The following is a 22,332-nucleotide window of genomic DNA, read 5'->3' as shown; positions in this document are numbered from 1 at the left end:
GTACCTCCCGCTATCGCAGCGGTATAATATCACCGGCCCGATCAATCCATCCCCAATTCATTCAAGGCGCAGTTATGAACTCCGAATATCAATCCCTTCCCGACATGTTCAGAGTGCAGGCCTCGCAGCTCGATGCGAAGCCTGCGGTGAGGTTCAGAAAGCAGGGAGAGTGGGTGACGCTGAGCTACCGGCAGTTCTACGACCGCGCCCTGATGGTGGCCCGCGGACTGAGAAAGTTGCAGATACAACCGGGAGACAAGGTAGCCATCCTTTCTGAAAACCGTGCCGGGTGGATAATCGCCGACGTAGGAATTCTGTCGGCCGCGGCAATAACGGTCCCGATCTACTCGACCAATACCCCTGAGCAGATCCAGTATACGCTGAACCACTCCGAGGCCAGGCTTATTTTCATTTCCAACAAGGCCCAGTACCGGAAGCTCCTGAAAATAAGTAATGAGATCCCCAAGGTGCAGATGGTGGTCTCCTTCGAAAGATTCCTCGGAGAGCCCTCCCTTCCTTTGACCACCTTCTACCAGCTGTCCGAGATCGACGATCCCATCCTCCCTGAAGAGCGGGCGGAACTGGAGTCGGTGATCGATGCCATCGATCCGGAAAACCTGGCCACCCTGATCTACACCTCCGGGACAACCGGCACCCCGAAAGGGGTAATGCTATCCCACCGCAACATCCTCTTCGATGTCAGGTACACCATCGAGAAGGCCAGGATAGTCGGCGGTGACGAGGTCTTCCTGAGCTTCCTGCCCCTGAGCCACGTGCTCGAGCGGAGCGTCGGCTACTACCTTCCCATGATGAAAGGCGGGCTCATGGTCTTTGCCGACAGCATCGAGAAGATCGCCGAGAACATGGTGGAGGTCGAGCCGACGGCGATGGTCTGCGTGCCGAGGCTTTTCGAAAAGATCTACTCCCGCATCTTCGAATACGTCCACCAGTTGGCCCTGTACAAGCGGAAGCTCTTCAGGACCGCGCTGGCCATCGGGCGGCGCTACATCTATGGGAGGTATATCGATAAGAAGGTTCCTCTTTGGCTGGCATTCCAATACGCGGTGGCTGACCGGATAATTTTCACCAAGCTCAGAAAGCGCTTCGGCCGCAGGATAAAATTCTGCTGCTGCGGAGGCGCCCCCCTGGACAGCGACATCAACGAGTTCTTCTGGATCATCGGCATACCCATACTGGAAGGCTACGGCCTGACCGAAACCAGCCCCGTGCTCTGCAATAACAATTTCGAAGAGCTGCGTTTCGGCTCCGTCGGGACACCTCTGGAGTTCACCGAGCTCTCGGTTGCCGACGATGGCGAGATCCTCGTCAAAGGGCCGCAAGTGATGATGGGCTACTACAAGGACGACGAAGGGACCAAAGAGGTCATGGATGACGGGTGGTTCAGGACCGGGGATATAGGGCGGCTGGAAGGGCGCTTCCTCTTCATCACCGACCGGAAAAAGGACCTGATCGTCACCGCCGGCGGGAAGAACATCGCGCCGCAGCCGATCGAGAACCTGCTGAAGAGGGACAAGTATATCTCCCAGGCTTTCGTCTACGGCGACCGGAAACCTTACCTGGTCGCGCTGCTGGTGCCGACCATCGAGCGTCTGCTGGAGTTCGCCGTGCAGGAGGGGATCACCTACCACGACCTGGAGGACCTGGTGGTGCACGAGCCGGTGGTGAAGCTCTACGAGGAGCGGGTGGCCGAGGTCAACAGCCAGCTGGCCCATTACGAGACCATCAAGAAGTTCGTGCTCCTGCCGCGGGACTTCAGCATGCAGGCAGGTGAGCTGACCGCAACCCTGAAGCTCAAGCGCAAGGTCGTTGCGGAGAACTACAAGGACAAGATCGACCGGATGTACACCGCGCCGGAAAATTAGCTGCCCGTGCAAAAACCGCCAATGAGGAATAGAATCGAAAGTAGTGGCAGCAGCAGAGCGGGGGGACCATGAAACGGATCAACAAGGTGGCAGTTCTGGGCGCCGGCGTGATGGGGGGCGCCATAGCCGGACATCTGGCAAACGCCGGCATCGAAGTGCTGCTGCTGGATGTAGTTCCCACCGGTGCCGCTGAAGGCGCCGGGCGCGAGGCGCGAAACGCCGTGGCCTTCCAGGCCGTGGAAGCCCTGACCAGGGCCAAACCGGCACCCCTTTATCTCCCCGGATACAGGGAATGCATCGAGATCGGCAACCTCGAGGACGACATCTCCAGGCTCAAGGATTGCGACTGGGTCATAGAGGCGGTAGTCGAGAACATGGAGATAAAGAAGGAGCTCCTCGGCGAAAAGGTAGTGCCCAATCTCAGGGAGGGGGCGGTCCTCTCCACCAACACCAGCGGCCTCTCCGTGAACGAGATGGCGCAGGCGCTCCCCGAGGCGGTGAGGCGCAACTTCATGGCGACCCATTTCTTCAACCCGCCACGTTACATGCGCCTGATGGAGATGGTCCCCTGCGAAGGAAGCGATCCCGCGACGGTGGCATTCATGGCCGACTTCCTCAGCGCCCGCCTGGGCAAGGGGATCGTCTATGCCAAGGACACCCCGAACTTCGTCGCCAACCGGATCGGGACCTATGCAGGCGCTGTCACTTTCAGGCACATGGTCGAGATGGGACTCACCGTCGAGGAGGCAGATGCCATTACCGGTCCGGCCATGGCCCGCCCCAAGACCGCAACCTTTGCCCTTTGGGACCTGGTCGGGATCGACACGGTGGTCCGGGTGATGGACAACAGCTATCAGCTTCTGCAGGAGGACGACGAACGAGAGCTCTTCAAGGTGCCGGAATGCATCAGGGAGATGGTTGCTGCCGGGCTGAAGGGGAAGAAGGCGGGGAAGGGCTTCTACCGCAGAGAGAGCCGGGACGGGGCGAGCGTAAGGCTCTTCTACGACTGCCAAAGGGGCGATTACCGCGACACGGTTTCTCCCAAATTCGCCTCGGTCCTGGCGACCAGGCAGGTTGACGACCCCGGCCTCCGGGTCAAGGCACTTGTCGAGGGCAGCGACCGGGGTGCCGACTTTGCCTGGAAGACCCTTCGCGACACCCTGATCTATACCGCGAAAAGAATCCCTCAGATCGCCGACGACGTGGTCAATGTCGATAACGCCATGAGGTGGGGGTACAACTGGGAACTGGGACCTTTCGAGATCCTCGATGCCATCGGAGTCGCCCATTTCGTGGAGCGAGCTGAAAAAGACGGCATCGCGGTCCCGGAAATGCTCAGAACGGTGGAGCGCTTTTACCGGGTGGAGGAGGGGAGAAGGCTCTACTTCAGCATCAAGGACGGCGGCTACCGGGAAGTTCCCCGGCCGGCGAAGTCCCTCTCCCTCTCGCTTTTAAAAAGCGCCGGTGCGGTGGCCGACCAAAACAGTGCCGCCTCGGTGATCGATCTGGGAGACGGAGTCTTCTGCCTCGAATTCCACTCCAAGATGAATACGGTCGGCGCCGAGACCCTGACCATGGTCCAGAAGGCGGTCCGGCGTGCGGAAGAGCAAGGGGTCGGCCTGGTAATCGCCAACGAAGGGGCGGTCTTCTCGGCGGGGGCGAACCTCATGCTGATCGCCATGGCCATCGCCGAAGGGGCTTACGACGACATCGAGCTGGCGGTCCGCTCCTTCCAGAAGGCGATGATGGCCATCAAGTACTCGAAGATCCCGGTGGTGGCGGCGCCTCACAACCTGGCGATGGGCGGCGGGTGCGAGATCTGCCTCCATGCGGACGCCATCAGCGCCCATGCGGAAACCTACATGGGGCTGGTCGAGATCGGCGTAGGTCTCCTACCCGCCGGCGGCGGCACCAAGGAGATGGCGATCCGGGCGATGAAGCTCGCGGAGAGCCACGACTGCGACGTGATGCCCCTGATAATCAATAACTACCGGAACATCGCCATGGCGAAGATGAGCTCGTCGGCAGCGGAGCTCTTCGAAATGGGGTTGATGCGCAACGGTGACGGCATCTCCATGGACCTCGACCGGCGGATCCACGACGCCAAGGTGAAGGTCATTGCCCTTGCCGCCGACTACCGTCCCGCCCGGCCCGTCACCGGCCTGAGGGCCGCCGGGCGCGATGTGGCATCGGCAATAAAGGCGCAGCTTTGGAACCTGGAGCAGGGGGAATTCATCTCCGGTTACGATCGCTACCTCGCCTCGGGAATAGCTGAGGTTATCACCGGCGGGGATGTTCCCGGCGGAACCTTGATCAGCGAGCAGTACCTGCTCGACCTTGAGCGCGAGATGTTCCTCCGATTCTGCGGCCAGAAGAAGACCGCGGAGCGCATCCAGCACATGCTGAAGAAAGGGAAAGCTTTGAGGAACTGAAAAGACCGTCGGTTCATTCCCCGGCAAGGGGAGGAGGGGGAAAACCGCGGAAAGGAGTCGGAGGACGAAATGTCAAAGGCATACATCCTGGCCGCCTATCGCACGCCCGGCACAAAGGCAAAAAAAGGAAAATTGAGCACCGTCAGGCCTGATGACCTGGCGGCGGCGGCGATAAAGGGCCTGATCGAGCGGACAGGAATCGATCCGGCACAGCTTGACGACGTCATCATGGGGTGCGCCTTCCCCGAAGGGGAGCAGGGGATGAACCTGGCGAGGGTTGCCTCGCTCAAAGCGGGGGTCCCGTACCAGGTACCGGCCCAGACGGTGAACCGCTTCTGCTCCTCCGGGCTTCAGACCATCGCCACCGCCGCGGAGAGGATCATGGCCGGCTTTGCCGACTGCATCATTGCCGGCGGCGCCGAAAGCATGACCATGATCCCCATGGGCGGGAACAAGTTCACCCCGAACCCGGGCTTGATTTCGTCCTGGCCGGAAACCTACGCGGGAATGGGAATCACGGCGGAAATCCTGGTCCGGAGATACGGGGTCTCGCGGGAAGAGCAGGATGCTTTCGCGGCATCGAGCCACCAGAAGGCGGCAGAGGCCATCGGGCAGGGGCGATTCAAGGACGAGATTATCCCTGTCGAGGCGGAACGATGCGTCATTGCCAACGGCAAGGCCAATTGCACCAAGGAATGGGTCGACGCAGACGACGGAGTCCGCAGCGACACCACGGTGGAGGCTCTCGGCAGGCTCAAGCCCGCCTTCAAGGCGAACGGCACCGTAACCGCCGGGAATTCGTCGCAGATGACAGACGGAGCCGCTGCCGCCCTGGTGGTTTCGGAGCGCTTCCTGGAAAGGACAGGGCTAAAACCGATGGCCCGGTTTCTTTCCTTTGCCGTGAAGGGCGTCCCGCCGGAAGTGATGGGTACGGGGCCTATCGAGGCTGTTCCTGCTGCGTTGAAGCTTGCCGGTCTCAGCCGTGAGGATCTCGGGCTGCTCGAGTTCAACGAGGCTTTCGCGGTCCAGAGCCTGATCTGCATCCGTGAACTCGGTCTCGATATGGAGCGTATAAATGTCAATGGTGGTGCCATAGCACTCGGGCACCCCCTCGGCTGCACCGGTGCCAAGCTCACGGCGACGCTCCTGCACGAGATGAAACGACGCGGGGTTAGATACGGCTGCGTCACCATGTGCATCGGCGGCGGCATGGGAGCGGCGGGGATCTTCGAGAAGGTCGAGTAAACCTGGTCACGCAAAGACGCGGGGCAGGAACGTTGCCGAGAGAAGGGTCGTAAAAGAGGTGTCCCATGGCAGCAAGGATCTTCAAAGGCGGCGAGTACCTGGTAACGGAAACCTCGAAGGACGATGTCTTCACCCCCGAGGATTTCTCCAACGAACAGAGGCAGATCGCCGAGACAACCGAGCAGTTCGTGACCCGGGAGGTCCTTCCGTTAAAAGAGGAAATAGAGCACCAGCAATTTGAACACGTCGTCCACCTCATGAAACGATGCGGGGAACTCGGTCTCCTCATGATGGACGTCCCTGAAGAATACGGAGGTCTCGAGCTCGACAAGGCTACCAGCATGCTGGCGGCCGAGAAGATGGCGGGTTCAGGATCGTTCTCCGTCGTCTACGCCGCCCACACCGGTATCGGCACCCTGCCGCTCGTCTACTACGGCACCACCGGGCAGAAGGAGCGCTACCTCGGCAAGCTGATGAGCGGTGAGTGGATCGCCGCCTACTGCCTCACCGAACCCGACTCGGGGAGCGACGCGTTGGCGGCCAAGACCTCCGCTGTCCTTTCCGAAGATGGACGATTCTATGTCCTGAACGGGACCAAGCAGTTCACCACAAACGGCGCCATCGCCGATCTCTATACCCTCTTCGCCAAGGTGGACAAGGAACGCTTCACCGCCTTCCTGGTGGAACGAAAGACGGACGGGCTGACCGTCGGGCCGGAGGAGAAGAAACTGGGGATCAAAGGGTCATCGACCACGCAGGTGATCCTCGAAAACGTGCGGGTCCCGGTCGAGAACGTGCTCGGCGAGATAGGCAAGGGGCACAAGATCGCCTTCAATGTCCTGAACGTGGGACGGTTCAAGCTGGGAGCAGCGGTTACCGGCGCAGCCAAGGGGGCATTGGGCGTGGGAATCAGGTACGCCAACCTGCGCAAGCAATTCGGACGATCTATCGCCTCGTTCGGTGCGATAAAGGAGAAGATCGCCGACCTGACAGCCGAGATCTTCGCCGCCGAATCGCTGGTCTACCGCCTGGCCGGGCTTATCGACGACCGCCTGGCTACCATCCCGAAGGATACCCCCGACTACTACGACGCCTATCAGCGCGGCATCGAGGAGTACGCCATCGAATGCGCCATCGCCAAGGTCTACTGCAGCGAAGTGCTGGCCGACGTGGTCGACGAGGTGGTGCAGATCCACGGCGGCTACGGCTTCATCCAGGAATACCCCGCGGAGCGCTTCTACCGCGACGAGAGAATCAACCGGATATTCGAAGGGACGAACGAGATCAACAGGCTGCTGATCCCGGGGATCTTGCTGACCCGCGCCCTGAAAGGGGAGATCCCGCTGCAGGGCGAGGCGATGAAAGCTTTGGAGTCGCTGACGACGCCGTCTTTTGAGGTGCCGGACGAGAGCGTGCCCTTCTCCGCGGAGAAGGCAACCCTCGCCAACCTCAAGCAGGCTTTCCTGGTGGTGGCGGGGAGTGCTGCGCAGAAATACATGGAGAAGATCAGGGAGGAACAGGAGATTCTCCTGGCCCTGGCTGACGTCGCCATAAACATCTTTGCACTGGAAAGCTGCGTGCTGCGAGCCGAGAAGATGTTGCCCGGGGCAGGGGAGGCAAAGAAAGCCGCGGTTACCGCCGCTGTCAAAACCTGCGCATTCCAGACGGTCGAAAAGACAGCCACCGCGGCCCGCAAGGCGGCATGGTACGTGGGCGAGGGCGACACAGTTGCCATTTTGCTGGGCGGCATCAGACGGTTCACCAAGTACGATGCGACGGGGCTGCTGCAGGCGAAAAGATCTCTCGCAGATGCTGCCAGCGAGGCGGAAAAATATGTATTTTGAGGCCGGCAGGCCCTTGCACTGGCCTCACAGGCAAAGGCTGCGCTCAAGCGCGGTAATCCTTACCTTCCTCCTCATGTTCCACGAAAGATCAGGCCCTTGAACCGGATACCACCCTCCCGAAGCACGCCTCGTCGCCCTCCATTCCCCCTCGAAATTGGACGCTGCTTCGCCTGGCCAGACGACGGCGACATCTGGTACCATTTTGCTGAGGCGTAAAAAGTTGATGACTGCGTCGCGTCATCTGGTACTATGGCCGCGGCGAAAGTGGCCGGTATTGTTAGGAGAAGTATGAAACAGCATACGGTAATGACGCCCTACATGGTGGGGGAGGTTCACTATTACACCGCGGAGTTGGCCGGGGAACTGGTTCTCTTTGATACCGGACCGCCGACCGCCGAGGCGCTGGTGGTACTGGAGCGGTCGGTGGATCTGAAGCGCCTGAAGCACCTCTTCATCACCCATTGTCACGTCGACCATTACGGCCTTGCCGCCTACATAGAGGAGCGCAGCGAAGCGAGGATCCACTTTCCCCGCTATGACGTGCTGAGGTTAGGCCGCATTGAGGAGTGGATGGAGGGCCTTCACCTGCTCCTCATCTCTGCCGGATTCGACGCCGACTTCTGCCGAACGCTTTTGCATGTTTTCCGGTCCGAAGAGGGGTTCCCTCGGTGTCCCAAGAGAATCGAGGTCGCAGAGGAGTCGGAAGCACTGGGAAGACTCGGCCTCGCCGCTGTTTCCTGCCCCGGCCACTCCCAAAGCGACCTCGTCTATGTCGGTGACGGCTTTGCCGTGACCGGTGACCTGTTGTTGCGGGACATATTCCAGTCCCCGCTCCTTGGCCCTGACGTCGAGGACCTCTCCAAACGGTTCAACAATTACCATGCTTACTGTGCCAGCCTCCCGAAACTGGCTGCCCTGAAAGGGCTCACTATTTTCCCTGCGCACAGGGACTTCAGCGGGAGCGTGGACCAGACGATCCTCTTTTACGTCAGGAAGCTGCTGGAAAGGGCAGGGCAGGTCCGGCGGTACGCAGGAATCGAGAAGGTAAGCGAGGTGCTCAAGGCCATCTTCGGCGAGGGTTACACCAATCCGGTCTCGGCCTACATCAAGGCCTCCGAGGTTTTCTTCATGCGGGACTTCCTGGCGGAACCCCTGCGACTCAAATCGGCGCTGCAAGAGGCCGGCCTCTTCCCGGAGCTGCGCGAGCTTTACGGTGCCGCGACGGAATGATCAACTAGATTAGCGTCGGATAATTTTTAATGCTGGTGCTCGGTTCAAGGTTGTGGCAAAATGAGTCTCTGAATTCAAGGAGTCGACCATAACGCAACCGCCGGAGGCAGCCATGGAAGGGGTGTCAAGGGGACATTCTCCGGATCATGCAAATAAAGAGGCTGAACTGTCCGCAGTCCTGAGGCAGGCGGAAGCCGAGCTCGCGCAGCAAAAGCTGGTGGACGAAGAACTTCGCCTGCTGGTGGCATCGCTGGAAAAGCGGCTGACCCGTCTGGATACGGAGCTGGCAGCCAACGTCCAAAAGCTCAGGCTCGAGGGGCACACCAGGGTCGGGGACCAGAAAGAGATATGCCGGCTGAGAGAGAATCTGGTCCACCGGGAGAATGCCTTCGCCACGGTGAATAAGGAGCTTGAGTCGCTGAGCTACGGCATATCCCACGACCTGCGTTCACCGCTCAGGCACCTGATCGGCTTCAGTGACGCCTTGCTGGAAGATTACGGCGGGAACCTGGACGGCATAGCGCGAGGCTATCTTGGTTGCATCGTGAAGGCGGGGCGAAAGATGGAGTCGCTGCTGGAAGCTCTGCTCAACCTGTCGCGGATCATGCGCAAGGAGCTCCTCTTCTCCGAGATCGACCTCAGCGAGATCGCCCGCGGCTGCGCCTCATCTCTGAAGGAATCGGCCCCGGAACGCAAGGTTCTTTTTCAGATTGCGGAGCAAATGCCGGTGCAGGCGGATCTGGAGTTGATGAAAACAGGGATCAGGGAGCTTCTGGCCAACGCCTGGAAATATACCAGCGGCAGGGAGCCGGCGATCATCGAGGTCAGCGCGGTGGAGGAGGGGAACGCCACGGTCTATATCGTTCGCGACAATGGAGCAGGCTTTGACATGCGGTACGCCGAGAAGCTCTTCTCTCCCTTCCAGCGCATGCACAGCGATAGTGAATTTGACGGTACCGGTATGGGACTTGCCATCGCGCAGAGGATCATACACCGCCACGGCGGAAAAATCTGGGCTGACGCCTCGGTAGGTATCGGTGCCAGCTTCTTCTTTACTCTTCCCGGTCGCTCACCCCTCGACAGGTAAGAGTCCCACCAAGCTACTGCTGCCAATTCAAGCCACGTTTGAAGTTTTCCATCCTCACCTTCATGGCGGCCCGGGTCACAGCCTCAGCCTCGAGCGCATTCCCATTCCCGGCCGCTTCCATCAGGTCGGTATAGAAGGCCCGAGCCTGGGCACGGTGCTCCTGGCTGGCGAAGAACTCTCCCTTGAGCTTCGTGTATAGTTCAGCGAATGTGTTCATGATCAGCGGGTAAAGCTTGTTCCCGGACAGCACCGCCAGGGTCAGATGCAGGTGCGAGTCGAACTTCGCCACCGCGCCGGGGCTGTTGCGGAGCTTGTTGGCGCGGCTGAGGAATTCGGCGACCTTGGCGGGGGCGTTTTCCACCGCTCGCCTGGCATAATCAGGCGCAAACTGAACCCTCAGTTCCAGCAGGTGCAGCGCGAGATCCTGCGGAAAGGGTTCGCTGTTCCTGGTGATCGACGACAGCAGCTCTAGATCGCCCTGCGACCAAAAGTCATTGACGATCGTCGCCCGCCGCTGCTGCACCGAAATCCAACCCGACTTCTGCAGCTTCAGCAGTGCCTCCCTCACCGTTGCCCTGCTCACCGCGAAGCGCGCCGCCAGGTCGCGCTCACTCTCAAGATGGCTCCCTGGTTGCGGATTCCCCTTCAGTAGACCTGCCACCAACGCCTTCTCCACCATTTCATGTGTCTTCCTCATAGACCCCCTCTCCTGAATCCACTCAAACGGTCTCGTCATGTGCCAAAAGGTGCTGCTGGCGGCCAACGCCGGAATTATCATAAAACATAGTTTTGCAAATTGGTAGACATTTTTTCACAAATAGAATCTTTTCCGCCAACTGCAGGGCCGTTGAATTGAATTCCTTCGGATGTAATTTCAAGGTATTACCCCTGGGTGCCATGACTGGCTATCAGCAGATCCAGTCGTTATATCCCTGTCACATCACCGGATGAGTTGTCAAAGAAAGAGTATGTATAAAAATATTGAACAAAGTTTTACTAAAAAGAAGCTGAAGGACTTTTGGCTGCGACAAAGGAGGGGGGGACGGGGGAAGGAGAGGAGAGGCGGTGGGAGCGCAAACGAAGGGTGGCCGGGAGAATATATCAGCGTGTTCCAGTGTGGTGCGCGCCGCTACGGGCAAGGGATGTCAGGCATGGCCACCGAGTCATTCGACAGAGTTGAGGCGGTTTCAGATCAACAGGACTTCGCCTCGGAAAGGGTGAAATAGAATGTCGCACCCTCGTTTTCCCTGCCCTCGGCCCAGACGCTGCCGCCATGCCGGTCGATGATTCTCTTGACCGTGCCGAGGCCTATGCCCGTTCCCTCGAATTCCGAGCCGTGCAGACGCTGGAACGGCTGGAAGAGGTTCCCGGCATAGGCCATGTCGAACCCGACCCCGTCGTCCCGTACATAGAAGGCTTCCCTGCCGTCGACGGTGGTCCGGCCGAACTCGATATGGGCACTCTTATGCCCGGTGTACTTCAGGGAATTCCCCAAAAGATTCTCCAGCACCACACGGACCAGGATGCTGTCGCCATCGGCCATCAGCGACGGTTCGATGGTGAAGGCTGCCAGGCAATCGACTTCCGCTTCCCGGAGCATGCTGGCAACGTCTGCGGCGACGGCACTGATGTCGAAGCGCTCGCGCTTCATATCGGTGCGGCCAACCCTGCTCAGCGTCAGCAGATCGTCGATCAGCCTTCCCATCCGGCTGCTCGCGGTGCGGATCCTGTCGAGATAGGAGCGGGCTTCCGGCGGGAGGGCGGTGCCGTGGTCCTCCAGCAGCATGGCACTGTAGCTGTTGATGTGGCGCAGGGGTGCCCGCAGGTCATGGGAGACGGAGTAGCTGAAGGATTCGATCTCCTTCTTGGCGGCCGCCAGCTGCGAGGTCCGCTCCATGACCCGCCGGTCCAGGTCGTCGTTCAGTTCACGAATAGCCTCCTCCGCGGCCTTTCTCTCGGTGATATCCTGGATGGTGCCGATGATCCGGGTGAGCCTCCAGGTCTCGTCCAGCTTCAGCTCGCAACACTCCGCGACCCAGCGCTCCAGGCCGTCCTTTTGCCGGATGACCTTGTATTCCATCTCGAAATTCTTCGAGTTGCTTACACAGGCCAGGTAGCTGTCGATGAACTGTTGCCTGAAGTCGGGATGGACGATCTCGAAGTGTCCGAGGAGGTTCATCGATGAGGTTTCGTCGAGACCCAGGATGTCGACAAGGATGCTGGAGCACGACCAAGTGTCGTGGGCGAGGTCCAGGACATAGCTTCCCAGCTGGGCAATGCTCTGCGTCTCGCGCAACAGGCGGTCACTGTCCGCAAGTTCCAGTTCATGCTGCTTTTGCTCGGTGACGTCTTCCATGATGAGGACTGTGCCGCCGACGTCGCCGTCAGCGTCCAGGAAAGGGGCTGCATTTATCGAGAGCAAGGTCCGCTCCCCGTCGGGACGCTTGACGGCAAGACAGGTGTGGGGGAGGGTGCTTCCGTGCTGCAGCACCTCGCGCAGCGGCAAGTCATCGAGTTCCCCACTCGGAGTGATGGCACAGACCGGAAGGTTATAATGCCCATGCATCAGTTCTTCCTTGGGCCGTCCAAGGATGGCCTCCGCCTTCGGATTGACGAAGGCGATGTCTCCGTTATGCCGCACCAGGACGATACCTACCGGACTGGTGGTGGTGATGACGTCCATGAGGTCGCGCTCCATACGCAACATCTGCTCGACCCATTTTCGTTCGCTGATATCGACCAGGGTACCGACTACCCTGAGAGCCTTTCCCAAACGGTCACGGCGGGCAGATTTGCCCTCGCAGAGAAACCATGCCCATCTCCCCTGCGCAGTCATCAGCCGTAGCTCGACCTTGAAGCTCGGTGCAGTCCCGTCTATGCAACCGACCTTCACCTTTCGGGCCACCTCGCGGTCCTCAGGGTGGATGACATCCCTCCAATCCTCAACCTCGGCCGGTAGCCGTCCGGGTGTGTAACCGAGCATCTCGAAGCAGTAGGGGCTGAAATAGCACTGATTTTTCTCCACGTCCAGGTCCCAGACCCCGGCGCTGGCCGCCTCCATGGCCAGCCGGTGGCGCTCCTCGCTGAGTGCCAGTTCTTCCTGGACGCTGATCCGCGAGGTGATGTCGACGTTGCAGACAAGGTAGCCGCTGAAGTGCCCGTTGCGGTCGCGCGATTCCGCAACAGTCGCCTGCACCCAGCGCACGCTTCCGTCCGCAGCGAGGCACCTCAACTCGCGCGACCACTGGAGCCCGTAAGCCATGGCCGAGGTCCATTCCCGCTCCAGTTCCTGCAGATCCTCATCCAGCGCCAAGGGAGAATGCCCTGCCGGAGCAACATTGACGATCTCAGCGCGACCAAGGCTTGCGCCCAGGAACGTTCCGGCTTTGTCGGTCTGGTGGAACCCTGGACGGGGGGTGGAGAAGAGATTATAGAAGATCTGGCGGCCGTCGTGTCGTGGTGGGAGCGGGATGCTTCCCGGAGGTGAGGAATGGCTGGGGGCGCCTTCATCGTGTAGGTTGCTGCTGCTGTTATCGCCAGCGCGTGACATCAGGTTCATACCGGCCCCCGAACTCAGGCATACATTACCGTCGCATCTTTAAAGCCCCGGCAGCCCAGCCAGAGAAAGTGCTCAGGCTTCCCCGGGTGCCGCACACATTGTACGCGGCCGACTGGATTGGTGAAGCATTATTAAAGATGGCACAAATATACTCTTAACCCGAACAAGAAGCAATTAAAATGAAAGCAGAAGTCTTTGGAAAACTTTTTAAGCAGAGAGGTTGATATTTACTTAGTTTTGTTTAATCTTGATCGGGTGGCGGTGGGTACCAAACTCCACCTCCTGTCCCGAAAAGATAGATAAAGACATCGCCTTCTTGACTGATGATCCGGCTAAGTAGTAAAGAGTATCCTACAATAACAACAGGAGGTGCATGATGCCGGAGACGACAACCTGTCAATGCGGAGCCAAACACACAGGACACATCTGCATGTTGAAGAGCCGCGGGCTCACTCAAGACATTGCCCACATTACCGACCGCCCCACGGTTGTCTGCTTCACCTGCGGTGCGGAGGCGAATTCACCCGACAACGTCTGCGCCCCGATGCCGCTCGAAAAATGAAATGAGCCGAGTTACCAGGAAATGCAACGGTGCGACTTCGGCATTCCCGCCGCACGGGCTCAGTGAGGAAGGGGTTTGTGATGCCTGAATTGCCGGAGGTTGAAGTCACCCGGCTGGGCATCTCCAGCCACCTTGTCGGCCGGCGTATTACCGGCCTTTCCGTCCATAGCGCAAAATTCGGATCGATGATACCACCGGAACTGGGGGCGCTGCTGACCGGCGAGGAAGTACGGGCGGTGGAGCGGCGGGGAAAGTACCTGATCCTGAGATTTCCTTCCGGCTCGCTACTGGTGCACCTCGGTATGACCGGCCACCTGCGCCTGGTACCGAGCGGACGGGAGGCGGGTTCCCATGACCACCTCGATCTCCGCTTCTCCTCAGGTCTCATGCTGAGGCTCAACGACGTCCGCCGGTTCGGCTCCATTCACTGGACCGCAACCGATCCGCTCCAGCACAAGCTCCTTTCGGGGATAGGGCCGGAACCGCTGACCGGCGCCTTCGGCGGCGAGTACCTGTACCAGAAAAGCCGTGGCAAGAAGGTGGCCATCCAGCCCTTCATCATGAACAGTGCCGTGGTAGCCGGTGTCGGCAACATCTATGCGGCTGAGTCGCTCTTCCGCTGCGGCCTTTTGCCGACCACCATCACCGGTGAGCTCTCCATGGATGACTGCCGGCAGCTGGCCGCGGCAATCAAGGAGGTGCTCTCCGTCTCCATCGCCACCGGGCGCTCCACCATGGATTTCGCAGGAAAGGAGGAGCCGCTCGCTTACTTCCCGCAGACCCTTTACGTCTATGGCCGCGGGGGAGAGCCCTGCCGCAAGTGCGGGACCGCCATCATGCGCGGCCGGTTCGGCAAGCGTTCCACCTTCTTCTGTCCCAACTGCCAGCACTAGACCCGGCACCGCATCTCCCCACTTAGGACCGGGCCTCGGGAGTCGAACATCAGCAGGATTCGGGGGAGGATGCCCGCAAAGGAATAGCTGCAGCTTCGTGTTCTCAATCGCACCTTCACCGGAGGCTATGATGAGCCGACTATTCTCACCGATCATGTTCCGCGAGTTGAGCATCAGAAACCGCATCTTCGTGTCGCCCATGTGCATGTACAGCAGCCGCGACGGCCTGCCGACCGAGTGGCACATGGTCCACCTGGGAAGCCGCGCGGTCGGAGGCGCAGGCCTCGTGATGGTCGAGGCCACGGCCGTCACCCCGCAAGGGCGGATTAGCCCCGACGACAGCGGCATGTGGAACAGCGAACAGGCCAAGGCCTTTGTCCCGATCACCCGCTTCATCCGCGAGCAGGGGGCGGTGGCGGGGATCCAGCTGGCCCATGCCGGACGCAAGGCATCTACCGACCACCCATGGAAGGGGGGGCGGCCGCTGGACGCCAAGAACCGCGGCTGGCTGACCATCGCCCCCAGCGCCGAATCTTTCGCTCCGGGCTATCCGTCCCCGCGGGAGGCGACCGCCGAAGACCTGGAGACCATCCTCGGCCAGTTCGCTTCCGCTGCCCGCCGCAGCGTCGAGGCCGGTTTCGAGGTGGTCGAGATCCACCTGGCCCACGGCTACCTGCTGCACGAATTCCTTTCGCCACTGTCCAACAAGCGCACCGACGACTTCGGCGGCTCCCTGGAAAACCGGCTCCGTTTTCCGCTGAGGGTTGTGAAGGCGGTGCGCGAGATCTGGCCTGAACACCTGCCTGTTTTCGCCAGGATCTCGGCCTCGGACTGGATCGACGGGGGATGGGACCTTTCCCAGAGCCTGGAGTTGGCCAGCAGGCTCAAGGGCGTCGGGGTCGATCTCATCGACTGCTCCAGCGGCGGTTTGGTGGCCGAGGCCGCGCCTCCTTTCGGTCCCGGCTTCCAGACCCCTTTCGCCAGCGCTATCCGTCAGGAAGTCGGCATTGCCACCGGCGCGGTCGGCTTCATCACCGAGCCGGCGCAGGCAGAGCAGATCGTGGCCACCGGCCTCGCGGACGCGGTCTTCCTGGCCCGCGCCATGCTGCGGGACCCGTACTGGCCGCTGCACGCCGCCAGGGAGCTGGGAGTCCAGTTGACCTGGCCTGTCCAGTACGAACGCGCTTCACGCTAGCCGCAACGATCGGGGGATTGGAACGCGGGAGGGAAGAGGGGAGGGGAGGGGAGGAGGGTTACGCCTGGACCCGGGTACGAGAGAGGGACGGCGTTAACCGCCCCTCCTTCTTACCTCGGTTCCTGTCAGTCATTACCGAAGGCGAAGACGTGCAGGACTACCAGCGCTGCCGTGGCGCCAATCCAGTATACCCAGCGGTATTCACCGAAGTGGACCTCGATGAACTCCCTGAAGCTCAGTCCCGAGTGGGTTTTCCGGGCGCGCGGCGGGTCGGCGACCTGCGTTCCCTGCAGATCGTTGGCCGCCATCAAGGCCGGGGCCTGCTGCTGATCGGGAAGGGAGAGGTTGATCCCCGGTGAAGGTTCCTTGGCGGCGGGTTGCGCAACTGTCGGCTGCGAGCTAACGAGGAGGGCCAACTCCTCGGCACCTGCTGCTACCGGAGAGAAGGAGATGAGGCAGAGCAAGACGGTCAATTTGCGGAGCATCGGCAACCTCCTTGTCAGAGGGGATCTGCAGTGACTGTTTGATCGGTCCACGGTTCGGCATTAACTGGTGACAGGATGGGGTAAACCGGTGTAAATTATAGCAGCCTTTAGCCGTTCTTAAACGGCAGCTAACCGGAAGGTGAAACCGGCAGTAATAACCAGGAGGAATGGAATGGAAAGATTTCAAACCACCACGGGGTCGAGGACGATCTCCGTGGCTCAAAGTGGGGTAATGCGTGGCGTCTACGGGTGGATGGGAGGAGGGCTCGCGCTTACCGCGCTGGTATCGCTGATGACGGCGTCTTCACCCTCGCTGCTGCAGGCCATCCTCGGCAACCGGGTCCTCTTCTACGCGCTGGTGCTGGGGGAACTGGGCCTGGTAGTCGGGATAAGCGGCGCCATCAACAGGATCAGCGCCTCGACCGCCAGCATCCTCTTCCTCGCCTACGCGGCCCTGAACGGGCTGACGATGGCGACGATCTTCGTGGTCTACACCTCCTCCTCGATCGCCTCGACCTTCCTCGTCACAGCCGGCATGTTCGGCGCCATGAGCCTGTTCGGCTACCTGACCAAGAGCGACCTCTCCTCGTGGGGGAGCTTCCTCTTCATGGGGCTGATCGGCATCGTCATCGCCTCGCTGGTCAACATCTTCCTGCATAGCTCGATGATCTACTGGGTCACCAGCATCTGCGGTGTCATCGTCTTCACCGGTCTGACCGCCTATGACACGCAAAAGATCAGGCAGCAGGGGAATACCGGCCAAAAGGGCGCCATCCTCGGCGCCCTGACACTCTACCTCGACTTTATCAACATGTTCCTGATGCTGCTGAGGCTGCTGGGGAACCGGAGGTAAAGGAGAACCGGCAGTCCCTGCCGTGGTTCGCGGCCGGCGGCCGCTCCTGGAAGAAAAGCCCTCCATCCCGCGATGATTGAGGGCTTTTCTTTATCCGTTACTTGAAGGCGACTCCTACTTCAGCCTGACGCCGTCCTTGCCGATCTCGATGACCCCCTGCTTGTAGAGGTTGCCGATCACGGTCTTGAAGCTCTTCTTGCTCATCCTGAAGAGCTCGTAGATCAGCTCCGGCGAGCTCTTGTCGCCGACCGGCAGAAATCCACCCCTTTCACTGAGCACACGAAGGAAGCTCTCCCTGCTGCCTGCGATGTCCTGCATGCCCCCTTTTCTCAGGCTCACGTCTATCTTGCCGTCGGGGCGGACCTTTTTCACATACCCTTTCACACCGGCACCGAGCTGGTAATCGCCGAAAAGGTCGTTCTTGAACAACAGCCCGGCATAGAGACCATCAACGATGACCTTGGCTCCCAGATCGGAGAATTCGTAGAAGAGAAGCTGGACCTCTTCGCCCCCCTTGTATGGTATGTCGGATCTCTTCAGGAACCTGCCGATCTTTGCCGAAGCGGCAATCCTTTCGGTTCGGTCCAGGTAAACCCGCACCAGGTGTTTTTCGCCTTTCTGCATCGGGCGCGGCTGCTCGCTGAACGGGACCAGCAGATCCTTCTCGAGACCCCAATCGAGGAAGGCCCCGACATTGTCTACCTCCTTGACTTCAAGCACGGCGAACTCTCCGACTTTCGCCTTGGGAGTCTGCGTGGTCGCGACCAGCCGGTCCTCGGAATCGAGATACACGAAAACCTTTGCGTGGTCGCCGGGTCTTAGCCCCTCCTTCACATATTTGGCAGGAAGGAGTATGTCGCCGACCTCCGAGGCCAGGTAGGCTCCTATCGCGGTGAGTCTTTTTACTTCCAGCCTGTTACTCTTTCCTAATTCGAACATTACTTGATCATCTCCATTGAAGCTGTTTTGGTTAAATCCGTTTCACCTGTACGTTAAAGCTAAATTTTTACCGCTGGCGGACGATAACCTGTTGGACTGCATGATTTTCATCTGTCTCAATTATGGGCTAGATGGACATCCGTTTCAAAACCTTTGTTTTAGCGACACCTGGATAATATAAAAAGCTCTTACCATCATCGTCGGCGCACGCTGAAGACGGTAACACGCATAAAGCGTACGATCCCTTTCGGGAGGAATCTTGTATCGTTTCACCCTCAAGACCAAGATGACCTTGGCTATATCGCTGCTGGTAGCCGTCCTGTTGTCGGTGCTGGCATTCTCGGCGGAGCTCTACTTCGTGAGCCAGACCAAGGAGCTTGTTCACAACCAGCAGTTCGCCATGGTATCGGCCATTGCCGAGCAGACAGACGACAAATTGCTCTGCATTCAGACGGAACTCGTGATGGCTGCCGGGACCATCGACCAGTCGATGATGGATGACCCGAGGAAGCTGATGAAGTTTTTCGAGCAAAGGCCTGACACCCAGGCGATGTTCGACAACGGGCTCTTCCTGTTCTCGCCACAGGGAAAGCTGCTCTTCGAGAGCCCGTCGGAAGCAGAGATGCTGGTCAAAGACTATTCCCAGCGGGAGTACCTCAAAAAGACGCTGGAAACCCGGAGCCCGCAGATCTCGGAACCTTTCATCTCGGCCCAGACCCATCGGCACCCCATCATCATGCTCACTGCGCCGATTTACAACCACAGCGGCCGGATCGTCGCCATACTGGGTGGCAGCCTTGACCTGACCAAGAGCAACTTCCTCAGCAGGATCTCCTCGATAAAACAGGGCGAGCAAGGGTATCTCTTTTTGTTCAGCCCGTCCAGGAGAATCCAGATTTCGCACCCCGATCGAGAGCGGATCATGAGACACGAGATCCCCGTGAAGAGAGACGCCCTCTTTGAGAAGGCCGTTGCCGGCTTTGAAGGTACCGGCGAAAGGATCAATACGCGGGGCGTTCCGGTCATCACGGCGTATAAGAGACTCAAGACCACGGGGTGGGTCCTCGGCAGCAACTACCTGCAAAGCGAGGCTTTCGAGCCGGTGCAACGGGCCCGGAGGTTCCTGCTGGCAGCCCTGCTGGTGGTATTTGGGACCTCTTCTGTCGTGGTCTGGCTCCTCATGCGGCATCTGACCGCGCCGCTTATCGACTTTACCCGCCAGATAAGAGTCCTCTCCAGGACCGACGAGGCTGCCCATGTCCGTGTCACCACCGGGAGCAGCGAGGAAATCCAGCTGCTGGGAGATGCCTTCAACCAATTGCTCAGGGAACTGGCCGGGCAGAAGAAAGAACTCCGGAACCAGCTCGACTTCTCGCAGAAAGTGATCGACACCACCCCGATCTCGATATTCTACAAGGACAGGGACGGGAGATACCTCGGCTGCAACAAGGCCTTCGAAACCTTCACCGGCCTTTGCAGGGAATCCCTGCTCGGAAAGACGATCTTCGATATCGCGCCGGTCGAGGTGGCGGAAACGATCGGCAAGGCCGACGGAGAGGTCTGCGGACTAAGGAGCTTGCATCGCCACGAATGCACCCTCCCGGACAGCGAGGGGAAGATTCACCATCTTATCTTCTTCAAAAACGTCTTTCCCGCCGCAGACGGCACGACAGGGGTCATCGGGGCGATGCTTGACGTCACCGAATCAAAGGAAGCACATTCCGCCCTGGAAGCCCAGAAAGAGTTCGCCGAGAGCCTGGTGCAAAACTTCACCCTTCCCACCTTTGTTCTTGATCGGGAGCATCGCGTCGTCATCTGGAATCACGCCTGCGAAGCTCTTACCGGCGTCCCGGCCGTCGACATCCTCGGCTCCGACCAGGTCTCGCGTGTCTTTCACCAAGACGATCGTCGTTTGCTGGCCGAGCTGGTCATCGACGGAGACGGCTGGATGAAGTCCCACCATTACTCCACCATGACAACTCCGGCGCACCTCCCTGACGCGATACAGGCGGAGGCCTGGTATACGGACCAGCAAGGCAAAAAACATTATGTCGCCATGACCGCGGCTCCCATCTTTGACGGCCGTGGCGAGGTCATCTGCGCCATCCAGACCATCGAGGAGATAACGGAGAGGAAGCAGGCCCAGGACGCGCACGAGAAGACCAGGCGTCAGCTTCAGTTGATCCTGGATGCTGCGGGGGAGGGTATCTATGGCATAGACAGGGAAGGGCGTATCACCTTCGTGAACCCTGCCGCCGCGCATATGCTGGGCTGGGAAGCCGAGGAGATGCTGGCCAAGGATCAGCACTCGATGACTCAGCACGGCAGAAATGACGCCACCCCTTATCCGGAGGGCGATTGCCCGATATGCTCGGCAGTTCATGAAGGGCGACCTGCCGACGGCACGGGAGTATTCCGGCACAAGGACGGCACCAGCTTCCCTATAGACTTCGTCAGCACCCCGATACGTGAGGACGGGGAACTCGTCGGAGCCGTAGTAATGTTCAAGGACACCACGGAACGAAACCAGGTCGAGGAGCAGGTTCTCAAGCTCTCCCAGGCGGTGGTGCAGAGCCCCATCTCCATACTCATCACCGACACGTCAGGCAACATCGAGTACGTGAACCCCAAATTCACCCAGATCAGTGGGTACCAGGCGGACGAGGTTCTCGGCCTCAATCCTCGAATCTTCAAATCGGGACGGACCGGGAACGAAGTCTACCAGGACCTGTGGAGCACCATCAGCTCGGGCAGGATCTGGAGCGGGGAGATCTACAACAAGCACAAGGACGGCACGAACTACTGCGAGCACGCAACCATCTCCCCGATCAGGAACAGCTCCGGGGTCATCAGTCATTACATGGCCTTCAAGGAGAACATGACCGACAGGAAGCGCCTTGAAGATCAGTTGCGCCATGCCCAGAAGATGGAGGCGATCGGTCAGCTGGCAGGCGGGGTGGCCCACGACTTCAACAACATCCTGACCGTCATCATGGGATTCGGACAGCTCCTCCACTATTCGCTCGATCCGGAAGACGCCAGGCGAGGGCACATGGAGCAGATCCTGGACGCGGCGGACCGTGCCACGCACCTGACCAAGAGCCTCCTAGCCTTCAGCCGCAAGCAGGTCATGCTGCTTCAGCAGGTGGAATTGAACGATCTGGCCAGGAAGCACACCAAATTCCTCATTAGAATCATAGGGGAGGATGTGGCGCTAAAAACGGCCTTCAGCGAAGAGCGGCTGGTGGTTTTGGCCGACAGCGGGCAGATCGAACAGGTGCTGATGAACCTGGCCACCAACGCCCGCGACGCCATGCCAGGAGGCGGAGAGCTGTCGATCAAGACCGAGACGGTCCAGCTCGGCAAGGAGTTCCAGCTGCAGCATGGCTTCGGCACGCCCGGGCGCTATGCACTCATCACTATCAGCGATACCGGCCAGGGCATGGACGCCGCCACACAGCAGAAGATCTTCGAGCCTTTCTTCACCACCAAGGATCCGGGCCGCGGCACCGGTCTGGGGCTCTCCATCGTCTACGGCATCGTAAAGCAGCACGGCGGCTATATCACCATGGCAAGCCGGTGCGGTTTCGGCACCACCTTCAGTGTCTATCTTCCGCTGGTCACCGAGCATGAGCAAGCGATGCGCAAGGCTCCCGCGCTGGTACCAAACGGCGGGAACGAGACCATCCTGGTGGTGGAGGATGACCCGGCGGTGCGTCGCCTGGTGGAATCGGTGCTGAAGAGATTCGGCTATAAAGTACTCCTGGCCGAAAGCGGAGACGAAGCCATTGAAATATTCCAGCACAAGTGGCAGGATGTCGACCTGGCTCTGATGGACGTGATCATGCCCAATATGAACGGGACCCAGGTCTGCGCCGTCCTGAAGGAGCGCTGCCCGGCCCTGAAAGTCCTCTTCTTGAGCGGCTACACTGCGGATGTCATCGAGGACAAGGGTATTGCGGTTGAGGGTATCGATATCATCAGCAAACCCGCCAAGCCGATCGAACTCGCCAAGAAGGTGAGGGAACTGCTCGACGCGGCCTGAGGGCCGGGAAGGGTGGTCAGGAGGGGGGGCGGAAGAGGGCGACACCCCCATTTTTTCGTGCTAACATGTTGTAATTAAAT

General features: G+C 59.7%; 14 protein-coding genes. 10 read left to right on the top strand and 4 right to left on the bottom strand.

Going from position 1 to position 22,332, the window contains the following annotated elements:
* Nucleotides 1–74: 74 nt before the first annotated feature.
* The 6 genes from AC11W3_RS16590 to AC11W3_RS16565 all read left to right on the top strand — a co-directional run bounded on the left by AC11W3_RS16590 (nucleotide 75) and on the right by AC11W3_RS16565 (nucleotide 9,721).
* Nucleotides 75–1,883: an AMP-dependent synthetase/ligase gene (locus tag AC11W3_RS16590; RefSeq protein WP_484091214.1), complete on the top strand. Its 1,809-nt coding sequence runs from the start codon at nucleotides 75–77 to the stop codon at nucleotides 1,881–1,883.
* 68 nt (nucleotides 1,884–1,951) lie between these two features.
* Nucleotides 1,952–4,315, top strand: coding sequence for a 3-hydroxyacyl-CoA dehydrogenase/enoyl-CoA hydratase family protein (locus tag AC11W3_RS16585; protein WP_484091213.1), 2,364 nt, complete (start codon nucleotides 1,952–1,954; stop codon nucleotides 4,313–4,315).
* A gap of 69 nt (nucleotides 4,316–4,384) precedes the next feature.
* Complete coding sequence (locus tag AC11W3_RS16580) at nucleotides 4,385–5,560, top strand: thiolase family protein (protein WP_484091212.1); 1,176 nt, start codon at nucleotides 4,385–4,387, stop codon at nucleotides 5,558–5,560.
* A gap of 65 nt (nucleotides 5,561–5,625) precedes the next feature.
* Nucleotides 5,626–7,404 carry an acyl-CoA dehydrogenase family protein gene (locus AC11W3_RS16575; protein ID WP_484091211.1) on the top strand — a complete coding sequence of 593 codons (1,779 nt, stop codon included), beginning with the start codon at nucleotides 5,626–5,628 and terminating at the stop codon, nucleotides 7,402–7,404.
* Nucleotides 7,405–7,692: 288 nt separating this feature from the next.
* A complete protein-coding gene (locus tag AC11W3_RS16570) occupies nucleotides 7,693–8,634 on the top strand; it encodes an MBL fold metallo-hydrolase (protein ID WP_484091210.1) in 942 nt (313 codons plus the stop codon).
* A 112-nt stretch (nucleotides 8,635–8,746) separates the two neighbouring features.
* Complete coding sequence (locus AC11W3_RS16565) at nucleotides 8,747–9,721, top strand: sensor histidine kinase (RefSeq protein WP_484091209.1); 975 nt, start codon at nucleotides 8,747–8,749, stop codon at nucleotides 9,719–9,721.
* A 13-nt stretch (nucleotides 9,722–9,734) separates the two neighbouring features.
* Here the strand turns inward: AC11W3_RS16565 and AC11W3_RS16560 are convergent, their stop codons facing one another.
* Nucleotides 9,735–10,418, bottom strand: coding sequence for a GntR family transcriptional regulator (locus AC11W3_RS16560; protein WP_484091208.1), 684 nt, complete (start codon nucleotides 10,416–10,418; stop codon nucleotides 9,735–9,737).
* 495 nt (nucleotides 10,419–10,913) lie between these two features.
* Complete coding sequence (locus AC11W3_RS16555; RefSeq protein ID WP_484091207.1) at nucleotides 10,914–13,280, bottom strand: PAS domain S-box protein; 2,367 nt, start codon at nucleotides 13,278–13,280, stop codon at nucleotides 10,914–10,916.
* 642 nt (nucleotides 13,281–13,922) lie between these two features.
* Between AC11W3_RS16555 and mutM the strand changes: the two genes are divergently transcribed.
* Both mutM and AC11W3_RS16545 read left to right on the top strand, forming a co-directional pair.
* The gene (gene mutM, locus AC11W3_RS16550) at nucleotides 13,923–14,735 is read left to right on the top strand and encodes a bifunctional DNA-formamidopyrimidine glycosylase/DNA-(apurinic or apyrimidinic site) lyase (RefSeq protein ID WP_484091205.1); all 813 of its coding nucleotides are present in this window, start codon (nucleotides 13,923–13,925) and stop codon (nucleotides 14,733–14,735) included.
* Nucleotides 14,736–14,865: 130 nt separating this feature from the next.
* Entirely contained in the window at nucleotides 14,866–15,930 is a 1,065-nt protein-coding gene (locus AC11W3_RS16545; protein ID WP_484091204.1) for an NADH:flavin oxidoreductase/NADH oxidase, read from the top strand.
* Nucleotides 15,931–16,055: 125 nt separating this feature from the next.
* Here AC11W3_RS16545 and AC11W3_RS16540 read toward each other — a convergent pair whose 3' ends face one another.
* Nucleotides 16,056–16,415: a hypothetical protein gene (locus AC11W3_RS16540; RefSeq protein WP_484091203.1), complete on the bottom strand. Its 360-nt coding sequence runs from the start codon at nucleotides 16,413–16,415 to the stop codon at nucleotides 16,056–16,058.
* 172 nt (nucleotides 16,416–16,587) lie between these two features.
* Between AC11W3_RS16540 and AC11W3_RS16535 the strand changes: the two genes are divergently transcribed.
* Nucleotides 16,588–17,268 carry a Bax inhibitor-1/YccA family protein gene (locus AC11W3_RS16535; RefSeq protein WP_484091202.1) on the top strand — a complete coding sequence of 227 codons (681 nt, stop codon included), beginning with the start codon at nucleotides 16,588–16,590 and terminating at the stop codon, nucleotides 17,266–17,268.
* Between the two features lie 114 nt (nucleotides 17,269–17,382).
* Here the strand turns inward: AC11W3_RS16535 and AC11W3_RS16530 are convergent, their stop codons facing one another.
* Complete coding sequence (locus AC11W3_RS16530) at nucleotides 17,383–18,207, bottom strand: CvfB family protein (RefSeq protein ID WP_484091201.1); 825 nt, start codon at nucleotides 18,205–18,207, stop codon at nucleotides 17,383–17,385.
* Between the two features lie 259 nt (nucleotides 18,208–18,466).
* On the opposite strand from AC11W3_RS16530, the gene AC11W3_RS16525 reads away from it, so the two are divergent.
* Complete coding sequence (locus AC11W3_RS16525) at nucleotides 18,467–22,252, top strand: PAS domain S-box protein (protein WP_484091200.1); 3,786 nt, start codon at nucleotides 18,467–18,469, stop codon at nucleotides 22,250–22,252.
* The last annotated feature ends 80 nt before the right edge of the window (nucleotides 22,253–22,332 follow it).

It is taken from the genome of Geomonas sp. (genome assembly GCF_056994735.1).
Note: the sequence above shows the minus strand (reverse complement) of the source record. Positions and strands in the feature narration are given on the sequence as shown.

Coding starts and splice junctions, on each gene's coding strand:
- AC11W3_RS16590 (WP_484091214.1), top strand. CDS start 75: ATGAACTCCGAATATCAATCCCTTCCCGACATGTTCAGAGTGCAGGCC.
- AC11W3_RS16585 (WP_484091213.1), top strand. CDS start 1,952: ATGAAACGGATCAACAAGGTGGCAGTTCTGGGCGCCGGCGTGATGGGG.
- AC11W3_RS16580 (WP_484091212.1), top strand. CDS start 4,385: ATGTCAAAGGCATACATCCTGGCCGCCTATCGCACGCCCGGCACAAAG.
- AC11W3_RS16575 (WP_484091211.1), top strand. CDS start 5,626: ATGGCAGCAAGGATCTTCAAAGGCGGCGAGTACCTGGTAACGGAAACC.
- AC11W3_RS16570 (WP_484091210.1), top strand. CDS start 7,693: ATGAAACAGCATACGGTAATGACGCCCTACATGGTGGGGGAGGTTCAC.
- AC11W3_RS16565 (WP_484091209.1), top strand. CDS start 8,747: ATGGAAGGGGTGTCAAGGGGACATTCTCCGGATCATGCAAATAAAGAG.
- AC11W3_RS16560 (WP_484091208.1), bottom strand. CDS start 10,418: ATGAGGAAGACACATGAAATGGTGGAGAAGGCGTTGGTGGCAGGTCTA.
- AC11W3_RS16555 (WP_484091207.1), bottom strand. CDS start 13,280: ATGAACCTGATGTCACGCGCTGGCGATAACAGCAGCAGCAACCTACAC.
- mutM (WP_484091205.1), top strand. CDS start 13,923: ATGCCTGAATTGCCGGAGGTTGAAGTCACCCGGCTGGGCATCTCCAGC.
- AC11W3_RS16545 (WP_484091204.1), top strand. CDS start 14,866: ATGAGCCGACTATTCTCACCGATCATGTTCCGCGAGTTGAGCATCAGA.
- AC11W3_RS16540 (WP_484091203.1), bottom strand. CDS start 16,415: ATGCTCCGCAAATTGACCGTCTTGCTCTGCCTCATCTCCTTCTCTCCG.
- AC11W3_RS16535 (WP_484091202.1), top strand. CDS start 16,588: ATGGAAAGATTTCAAACCACCACGGGGTCGAGGACGATCTCCGTGGCT.
- AC11W3_RS16530 (WP_484091201.1), bottom strand. CDS start 18,207: ATGTTCGAATTAGGAAAGAGTAACAGGCTGGAAGTAAAAAGACTCACC.